The organism is Streptomyces carpinensis (assembly GCF_002154505.1).
In the GTDB taxonomy this organism is placed as follows: Bacteria; Actinomycetota; Actinomycetes; order Streptomycetales; family Streptomycetaceae; genus Streptomyces; species Streptomyces carpinensis.
Genome location: NZ_MUBM01000240.1, coordinates 1 through 9,283, shown reverse-complemented (window position 1 = coordinate 9,283; position 9,283 = coordinate 1). Strand labels below are relative to the sequence as shown.

The 9,283-nt window shown below is 70.2% G+C and carries 6 protein-coding genes; 3 read left to right on the top strand and 3 right to left on the bottom strand.

Annotated features, from left to right (window positions below; all coding sequences use genetic code 11):
- A partial coding sequence (locus BZY54_RS29955) for a RecB family exonuclease (RefSeq protein ID WP_425276329.1) occupies positions 1 to 934 on the top strand: 934 nt, incomplete at its 5' end.
- Positions 935 to 956: 22 nt separating this feature from the next.
- Complete coding sequence (locus tag BZY54_RS29950; RefSeq protein ID WP_086728460.1) at positions 957 to 1,628, top strand: response regulator; 672 nt, start codon at positions 957 to 959, stop codon at positions 1,626 to 1,628.
- A 109-nt stretch (positions 1,629 to 1,737) separates the two neighbouring features.
- Here BZY54_RS29950 and BZY54_RS29945 read toward each other — a convergent pair whose 3' ends face one another.
- From BZY54_RS29945 to metH, 3 genes are all read right to left on the bottom strand, one after another.
- Entirely contained in the window at positions 1,738 to 3,336 is a 1,599-nt protein-coding gene (locus BZY54_RS29945; RefSeq protein WP_086728459.1) for an ABC transporter substrate-binding protein, read from the bottom strand.
- Between the two features lie 489 nt (positions 3,337 to 3,825).
- On the bottom strand, positions 3,826 to 4,527 hold the full coding sequence (locus BZY54_RS29940) for an HAD family hydrolase (RefSeq protein WP_086728458.1): 702 nt from the start codon (positions 4,525 to 4,527) through the stop codon (positions 3,826 to 3,828).
- A 282-nt stretch (positions 4,528 to 4,809) separates the two neighbouring features.
- Entirely contained in the window at positions 4,810 to 8,325 is a 3,516-nt protein-coding gene (gene metH / locus BZY54_RS29935; protein WP_086728457.1) for a methionine synthase, read from the bottom strand.
- A 308-nt stretch (positions 8,326 to 8,633) separates the two neighbouring features.
- Here metH and BZY54_RS29930 point away from each other — a divergent pair.
- Positions 8,634 to 9,283: IclR family transcriptional regulator (locus BZY54_RS29930; RefSeq protein WP_107419851.1), on the top strand; the 650-nt coding region annotated here is incomplete at its 3' end.

The window sequence follows — 9,283 nt, the reverse complement described above, 5'->3', positions numbered from 1 at the left end:
TCGTGCCGGCGCCGGCACGACCGCCCCCACCCAGGCCGACGGCGAGGACGCGGGTACGGAGGTGGGCGCGTCGGTGCGTGTGGCCGCGCCGCCCCTCTCGCTGTCGCCGTCTCGTGCCGGGGACTTCATGCAGTGTCCGCTGCTGTACCGGTTCCGGGTGATCGACCGGCTGCCGGAGAAGCCGAGCGAGGCGGCCACGCGGGGCACGCTGGTGCACGCGGTGCTCGAGCGGCTCTTCGACGCGCCCGCCGCGGAGCGGACCGCGCCCCGGGCCAAGGCCCTGATCCCCGGCCAGTGGGACCGGCTGCGGGAGTCGCGGCCGGAGCTGGTGGAGCTGTTCGCCGACGACCTGGACGGCGAGCGGCTGGCCCGCTGGCTGGCGGAGGCGGAGCAGCTGGTGGAGCGCTGGTTCACGCTGGAGGACCCGACCCGGCTGGAGCCGGCCGAGCGGGAGCTGTTCGTCGAGGCGGAGCTGGACTCGGGGCTCAGGCTGCGCGGGATCATCGACCGCGTGGACGTGGCGCCCACGGGCGAGGTGCGGATCGTCGACTACAAGACGGGCAAGGCGCCCCGGCCGGAGTACGCCGAGAGCGCGCTGTTCCAGATGAAGTTCTACGCCCTGGTGGTGTGGCGGCTGAAGAGGATCGTGCCGCGGCGGTTGCAGCTGGTGTATCTGGGCAGCGGGGACGTGCTGACGTACGACCCGGTCCCGGCCGACCTGGAGCGGGTGGAGCGCAAGCTGCTCGCGCTGTGGGAGGCGATCCGGCTGGCCACCGAGACCGGTGACTGGCGCCCGCGCCCCACGAAGCTGTGCGGCTGGTGCGACCACCGGGCCCACTGCCCGGAGTTCGGGGGCACTCCCCCGCCCTACCCGCTGCCGCTGCCCCTGGACCGAGCTGCCTGGCAGGTGCAGGGCAGAATGGGGCCGGAGTAGGGGCCCAGCGAAGGAGACTCACGTGGCCATCCGCGTCCTACTGGTCGACGACCAGCCACTGCTGCGCACCGGGTTCCGGATGATCCTGGAGGCGGAGCAGGACCTCGCGGTCGTCGGCGAGGCCGGAGACGGCCTGCAGGCCCTGGACCAGGTGCGGGCCCTGCAGCCCGATGTGGTGCTGATGGACATCCGCATGCCGCGGATGGACGGCGTGGAGGCGACCCGGCAGATCACCGGGCCGGGGCGGGACGGCCCCGCGAAGGTGCTGGTGCTGACCACCTTCGACCTCGACGAGTACGTGGTGGAGGCACTGCGCGCGGGCGCGAGCGGCTTTCTGCTGAAGGACGCTCCGGCCGACGAGCTGGTGCAGGCGATCCGTGTGGTGGCGGCCGGCGAGGCGATGCTGGCACCGAGCATCACGCGCCGGCTGCTGGACAAGTACGCCACGCATCTGCCGTCCGGGGACGAGCCGGTGCCGGACACCCTGCACACCCTCACCGAGCGTGAGGTCGAGGTGCTGAAGCTGGTGGCGCGCGGGCTGTCGAACGCGGAGATCGCCGCGGACCTGTTCGTCAGCGAGACGACGGTCAAGACGCATGTCGGGCATGTGCTGACCAAGCTGGGGCTGCGCGACCGCGTGCAGGCCGCGGTGTACGCGTACGAGAGCGGCCTGGTGCGGCCCGGCGCGCAGTAGGAGCGGTGGGCCGAGCGGGCGCGGCCGCAGCCGTTCCTCACGACCACGACGCGAGGCGCCCCTCCCGGGAGTCCCGGGAGGGGCGCCTCGTCGTACGGACGGTGTGGCGTCAGCCGCTCACGCCGCGGCCGAGCATCCACAGCTGCAGCGTGGAGGAGGAGTTGAGGGCGTACGCGGTGCCCGTGATGTCGTCGCGGGCGGCGACGTACTGCTTGCCCTGCCACAGCGGGAGCACCGGGACGTCGCCGGCGACGATGTCCTGGATGTCCGTCAGGCTGGAGGAGCCGCGGTCGGCCTCGCGCCGGGACTGCGGGATCAGGGTGTTGCGGATCTCGCCGTTGGTGTACGGCGAGCCGAGGAAGTTGTCCTTGTCGAGGAACGGCGCCAGGAAGTTGTCGGCGTCCGGGAAGTCCGGGAACCAGCCCATGCCGTAGACGTCGTACTGGCCCTTCTGCTCCGCCGGGCGGAACTTGTCCCAGGGCGTTCCCTCGATGCTGACGTCGAACAGGCCGCTGGAGTTGAGCTGCTGCTGAAGGATCTCGAATTCCTTCTTGGTGGCCGGGCCGTAGTGGTCCGTCGTGTAATGCAGCGTCAGCTTCACCGGGGTGGTGATGTTCGCCTTGGCCAGCAGCGACTTGGCCTTGGACACGCTCGGGTCGCCGTACTTGTTGAAGAACGAGTTGGAGTGGCCGGTGATGGTGGCGGGGACCAGCGAGAAGAGCGGTTCGGCCTGCGTGCCGTAGACCTTGGAGACGAGTTCGCTGCGGTTGACGACCTGGGCCATGGCCTGGCGCACGGCCTTGTCCTTCACCGACGGGGCGTTGGTGTTGAAGGCCAGGTAGCGGATTTCCAGGCCGGGCATCTCGACGAGGTCGACGTTGCCCTGGCTCGCGTTGGAGAGCTTCTGGATCTGCTCCGGCGACATCGTGCGGGTCATGACGTCGATGTCACCCTTGTTCAGGGCGTTGCCCATGGCGTCCGCGTCCGCGAAGGAACGCATCTCCACCTTGTCGTTGTTGAGCTGCAACGTCCCCTTGTAGTTGGGGTTCTTGGTGAAGACGGCGTCGACCATCTCGCCGTTCTTGACGTCGGCCTTCATGGTGTAGGGACCGGAGCCGTCCACCGCGAAGCCGTCGCGCAGCTTGTTCTTCTCGTAGTCCTTGGGGTTGACGATGCCGGCGACCGGCGTCGACAGCTTGTACGGGAAGGTGGCGTCGGCGGTGTTGAGGTGGAAGATGACCTCGCGGTCGCCCTGGGTCTCGACGGTGTCGATGGTGGACAGCAGGCCGGCCACACCACTGTCGGCCTTGATGGCGCGGGCCCGGTCGATCGAGTACTTCACGTCGGCCGCGGTGACGCGGTCGCCGTTGGCGAACTTCAGGTCGTCGCGCAGGGTGCAGGCGAAGCGCTCGTTGCCGCTGTCGGTGAATCCGCACTTCTCGGCCGCCTCGGGCACGGGGTCGCCGTCGCCCTTGGGCAGGATCATCAGCGTCTGCACCGTCTGGCGCAGGATGTTCCAGGTGCCGACGTCGTAGGCGTACGCCGGGTCGACGGGCGCTGGGGCGTCCTGGGTGGCGGTGAACCGGTCCGTGGTGCCGACGACGATGGCGTCGCCGCTCTTGCTGCCGCTGTCGGACCCGCCGCAGGCGGCGAGTACCGGCGCGAGCAGACCGGCCACGGCCGGCAGCACCAAAGTCTTGCGGTTCATGCTCGAGTTTCTCCAGGGGCTGTCATGTCCGTGTATCCGGCATGCAGGGTTGGCGCGGCCGTTCACGGGGGTGGGGGCGATGTTCTCGCGACGAGATTAGTCCGCGCCCACAGGAGGGTTCGCGGCCACCGGAGTTGAGCCCCCATCACGCAGCGGAATCAGGTGTGGACGCACTGAAAACGCGCCACTGGAATGATTCGTGCAGCCTCTCATCAATCAGGACACAAAGGCGCCCGGCCCGTGCCGCGCAAGGGGGGAACTGCACACTCCGCCACTCCTGTCGACCCCCCAATGAGTGACGAACGTCACACTATCAACTCGACGCGCAGGCATCGGGTTCTGGCCATCCGCCGGCTGGACCGGCCGTGTGGCCCGGTGCAGGGGTCAGGACCTTGGGGCATCGCGCGGGTCAGGGCCTTGGAGCCGCTGCGGACCGGGACCTTGGCACACACGGGCCCGGGAGAGAGCCTCGGAACCTGCGGAGAGGGCCTAGCCCAGATACGTCATCAGGCCCTGCAGGAAGGGGAGGTCGACCTCTTCCAGCGAGGTGACCACGGTGCGCCGGGGCGCCGGGGAGATGGGCGCGACGGAGGGCACGGCGACCACGCGGCAGCCGGCCGCCTCGGCCGCGGCCACACCGGTGGCGGTGTCCTCGACGACCGCGCACCTGGCCGGATCCGCCCCCAGGCGGGTGGCGGCCAGCAGATACGGATCCGGGTACGGCTTGGTGCGCGCCACCTCGTCACCGGCGACCGACAGAGCGAAGTGCTGGGGGCCGAGCGAGGTCAGGACCCGGTCGATGATGCGCCGGTGGGAGGCGGAGACCAGGGCGGTGGGGATCTCGTGCGCCGACAGCTCGGCCAGCAACCGCGCCGCGCCCGGCATCAGCGGCAGGGTGCGGTCGATGCGGTCCTCGAAGCCCTGGTTGAGCAGCACCGTGAGCTCGGCGAGGGTGATGGCGGCGCCCGTGGCCTCGATCAGGAAGCCGGCGCTGCGGGTCATGGGGCCGCCGACGACGACGTGTCTCCAGGCGTCGTCGAGCCTGTGGCCCAGGGCTGCGAACACCTCCACCTCGACGTCCCACCAGAAGCCCTCCGTGTCCACCAGGGTTCCGTCCATGTCGAGGAGCACGGCCTGCAGGGCAGAGCCTTCGGCCGTACGGGTGCCGAGCGCGGGGACCGTACTGGTCATCCGGCGTACCTCCTTGAGGGACGATCAGGCCGGTTCCCACATGGGGAACCGGCCTGCAGTGGACCGACCAGTGTACGACGTGGAAGGGACAAACGCCTCTTTCGGACCCCGCCGCGCGAGGCATCCCCTGTTCAGAGTCCCCGAGGGCGCCTCTCGTGGATGGCGCCCCGGGACGTGCCCGGGTACGCGTACGACGGGCCCGGGGCGCACCCCCGGCCCTCACGCCGAGGGGCTCCGAAGAGGTGTCCCAGGCGGTGTCTCAGGGCCGTCTCGGGGGATGTCTCAGCGTGCGTTGAAGTACTTCGCCTCCGGGTGGTGGATCACGATCGCGTCGGTGGACTGCTCCGGGTGCAGTTGGAACTCGTCGGAGAGGTGGACACCGATCCGCTCGGGCTCCAGAAGGGCGGCGATCTTGGCGCGGTCCTCCAGGTCCGGGCAGGCGCCGTAGCCGAGGGAGAAACGGGCGCCGCGGTACTTCAGGGCGAACATGTCCTCGATGTCGCCCGGGTCCTCCCCGGCGAAGCCCAGCTCGGCCCGCACGCGCGCGTGCCAGTACTCGGCGAGCGCCTCGGCGAGCTGCACCGACAGGCCGTGCAGTTCGAGGTAGTCGCGGTAGGAGTCGGACGCGAAAAGCCGCGCGGTCTCCTCCCCGATCCTGGAGCCGACGGTGACGACCTGGAAGCCCACCACATCGGTCTGCCCCGACTCCTCCGGCCGGAAGAAGTCCGCCAGGCACAGCCGGCGGCCCCGGCGCTGGCGCGGGAAGGTGAAGCGGGTGCGCTCGTTGCCCTGCTCGTCCAGGATGATCAGGTCGTCGTCCTTGGACACGCACGGGAAGTAGCCGTAGACGACGGCCGCCTCCAGCAGGTTCTCCCTCTGGAGCCGGTCGAGCAGGCCGCGCAGCCGGGGCCGGCCCTCGGTCTCCACCAGCTCCTCGTACGTCGGCCCGGCACCGGTGCGGGCCTGGCGCAGCCCCCACTGGCCCTTGAACAGGGCGCCCTCGTCCAGCCAGGACGCGTACTCCTTGAGCTGGACGCCCTTGATCACCCGGGTGCCCCAGAAGGGCGGCTCCGGGACAGGGTTGTCGGTGGCCACGTCGGAGCGGACGTGCCCCTCCTCGGGCCGCTGCTCCTCGGTCTCCACGCCGGTCGTCCGCACCCGCCGCTGCCGCAGCTCCGGCAGCTTGGCGCCGGGCACCCCGCGCTTGACGCCGATCAGCGCGTCCATCAGCCGCAGGCCCTCGAAGGCGTCCCGGGCGTAGCGGACCTCGCCCTCGTACAGCTCGTGCAGGTCCTGCTCGACGTAGGCCCTGGTCAGCGCGGCACCGCCCAGGATGACCGGGTAGCGCGCGGCGAGTCCCCGGGCGTTGAGCTCCTCCAGGTTCTCCTTCATGATCACCGTGGACTTCACCAGCAGTCCGGACATGCCGATCACATCGGCCCGGTGCTCGTCGGCGGCCTCCAGGATCGCCGAGACGGGCTGCTTGATGCCCAGGTTGACCACGTTGTAGCCGTTGTTCGACAGGATGATGTCGACGAGGTTCTTGCCGATGTCGTGCACGTCGCCGCGCACTGTGGCCAGCACGATCGTGCCCTTGCCGGCCTCGTCGGTCTTCTCCATGTGCGGTTCGAGGTGGGCGACGGCGGCCTTCATGACCTCGGCGGACTGCAGCACGAACGGCAGCTGCATCTGCCCGGAACCGAACAGCTCACCGACCACCTTCATGCCGTCCAGCAGGGTGTCGTTGACGATGTCCAGGGCCCTGCGGGTCTGGAGCGCCTCGTCGAGGTCCGCCTCGAGCCCGTTGCGCTCGCCGTCGATGATCCGCTGCTTCAGCCGCTCCTCCAGGGGCAGCGCGGCCAGTTCCTCGGCCTTGCCGGCCTTGAGCGACTTGGCGGTGGCGCCCTCGAACAGCTGCATCAGTTTCTGCAGCGGGTCGTAGCCCTCGGACCGCCGGTCGTAGATCAGGTCGAGGGCCGTCTGCACCTGCTCCTCGTCGAAGCGGGCGATCGGCAGGATCTTGGAGGCGTGGACGATCGCGGAGTCCAGGCCGGCCTTGACGCACTCGTCCAGGAAGACGGAGTTCAGCAGGATCCGCGCGGCCGGGTTCAGGCCGAAGGAGATGTTGGACAGGCCGAGGGTGGTCTGCACCTTCGGGTGCCGCCTCTTCAGCTCACGGATGCCCTCGATGGTGGCCAGGCCGTCCTTGCGGGACTCCTCCTGGCCGGTGCAGATGGTGAAGGTCAGGCAGTCGACGAGGATGTCCTCCTCGTGGATGCCCCAGTTGCCGGTCAGGTCGGCGATCAGCCGCTCGGCGACCTCCACCTTCCGCTCGACGGTACGGGCCTGGCCCTCCTCGTCGATGGTCAGCGCGATCAGCGCGGCGCCGTGCTCCTGGGCGAGCCGGGTGACGCGGGCGAACCGGGACTCGGGGCCGTCGCCGTCCTCGTAGTTCACCGAGTTGATCACCGCACGGCCGCCGAGCTTCTCCAGGCCGGCCCGGATGACCTCCACCTCGGTGGAGTCCAGCACGATCGGCAGCGTGGAGGCGGTGGCGAAGCGTCCGGCCAGCTCGGCCATGTCGGCGACGCCGTCGCGGCCGACGTAGTCCACGCACAGGTCGAGCATGTGCGCGCCCTCGCGGATCTGGTCCCGGGCCATCTCCACACAGTCGTCCCAGCGGCCCTCGAGCATCGCATCGCGGAACTTCTTCGACCCGTTGGCGTTCGTCCGCTCTCCGATGGCCAGGTACGACGTGTCCTGGCGGAAGGGAACGGTCTGGTAGAGAGAGGCCGCACCCGGCTCCGGACGCGGGCTGCGCTCCACCGGAGCCAGGCCCCGCACACGCTCCACCAGCTGCCGCAGGTGCTCCGGCGTCGTACCGCAGCAGCCGCCCACCAGCGACAGACCGTAGTCGCGGACGAAGTTCTCCTGTGCGTCCGCCAGGCCCTGCGGGTCGAGCGGGAAGTGCGCGCCGTCCTTGGTCAGCACCGGCAGTCCCGCGTTCGGCATGCACAGCAGCGGAATGCGGGAGTGGCGGGTGAGGTAGCGCAGGTGCTCGCTCATCTCCGCGGGGCCGGTGGAGCAGTTCAGGCCGATCATGTCGATGCCGAGCGGCTCCAGGGCGGTCAGTGCCGCGCCGATCTCGGAGCCGAGCAGCATGGTGCCGGTCGTCTCGAACGCCATCGACACCAGCAGCGGCACCTCGACCCCGGAGGCCTCCATGGCCCGCCGGGCGCCCAGCACCGACGCCTTCGTCTGCAGCAGGTCCTGCGTCGTCTCCACGATCAGCGCGTCCGCGCCGCCCGCCAGGAGGCCCTCGGCGTTGGCCTGGTAGCCGTCGCGGATCGTGGGGTAACCGACGTGGCCGAGGGTGGGCAGCTTGGTGCCGGGGCCGATGGAGCCGAGCACCCAGCGGGTGCGGCCGTCCCGGGCGGCGTACTCGTCGGCGACCTCGCGGGCGATGCGGGCGCCCGCCTCGGACAGCTCGTACACCCGGTCGGAGATCTCGTACTCCGCCGCCGCGGTGTGGTTCGCGCCGAAGGTGTTGGTCTCCACGCAGTCGACGTCCGCCGCGAAGTAGGCGTCGTGGACCGAACGGACGATGTCGGGCCGCGTGAGATTCAGGATCTCGTTGCAGCCCTCGAGGTCCTGGAAGTCCTCGAGCGTGGGCTCCTGGGCCTGGAGCATGGTGCCCATCGCTCCGTCGGCCACCACCACTCGGGTGGCGAGCGCCTCACGGAGGGCGGACACACGGGTCCGGCTGTCGGCGGAAGGGGTCGGCGGCAACGAGGCCATGAAGGGGCTCCCTTGAGGTGCGACGGCTGTCGGCTTTGCGCCTTCCCCGGTGGTTCGCGACAGCTCACACCGGAGCTTCCCGAGGAGGGCGCACGCCGCAAGGGTAGCCGTGTCCGGCACCCGATGGTCAGGGCGTCCACCACCCGGACGAGGATGACGGCCGGGCCGCCTCCGGGAGGCCCGGCACGTAACAGGTGTCGACCGACCATTAGCGGAGAGTCGACATGGACCGGTAGTGTTCGACATTGCCGAACGGCGGAGATGAGCTCGGACCGCCGGCGGTCGAAGGGGACGGAGGCAGGACGGCGATGGCACGGAACATCCAGTCGCTCGAACGGGCGGCCGCGATGCTGCGCTTGCTCGCGGGCGGCGAACGACGGCTCGGACTGTCGGACATCGCCTCATCCCTGGGCCTCGCCAAGGGCACCGCCCACGGCATACTGCGCACCCTCCAGCAGGAGGGGTTCGTCGAGCAGGACGACGCCTCCGGCCGTTACCAGCTGGGCGCGGAACTGCTGCGCCTGGGCACCACGTACCTCGACGTGCACGAGCTGCGGGCACGCGCGCTGGTGTGGACGGACGACCTGGCGCGATCCAGCGGGGAGAGCGTCTACCTGGGGGTGCTGCACCAGCACGGGGTGCTGATCGTGCACCACGTCTTCCGGCCGGACGACAGCCGGCAGGTGCTGGAGATCGGGGCCATGCAGCCACTGCACTCCACGGCCCTCGGCAAGGTCCTGACGGCGTACGACCCCGTCGCGCACAGCGAGGCGCTGGAGGCCGACCGCAAGGCGTTCACGGACCGGACGGTGTGCGAGGTGGAGGCCTTCGAGCGCATCCTCGACCTCACGCGCGCGCGGGGCTACGCGGCCGACGTGGAGGAGACCTGGGAGGGCGTCGCGTCCATCGCCGCGCCCATCCACGACCGGCATCCTGCGCCGGTCGTGGATGGGCGCGG

Coding starts and splice junctions, on each gene's coding strand:
- BZY54_RS29945 (WP_086728459.1), bottom strand. CDS start 3,336: ATGAACCGCAAGACTTTGGTGCTGCCGGCCGTGGCCGGTCTGCTCGCG.
- BZY54_RS29940 (WP_086728458.1), bottom strand. CDS start 4,527: ATGACCAGTACGGTCCCCGCGCTCGGCACCCGTACGGCCGAAGGCTCT.
- metH (WP_086728457.1), bottom strand. CDS start 8,325: ATGGCCTCGTTGCCGCCGACCCCTTCCGCCGACAGCCGGACCCGTGTG.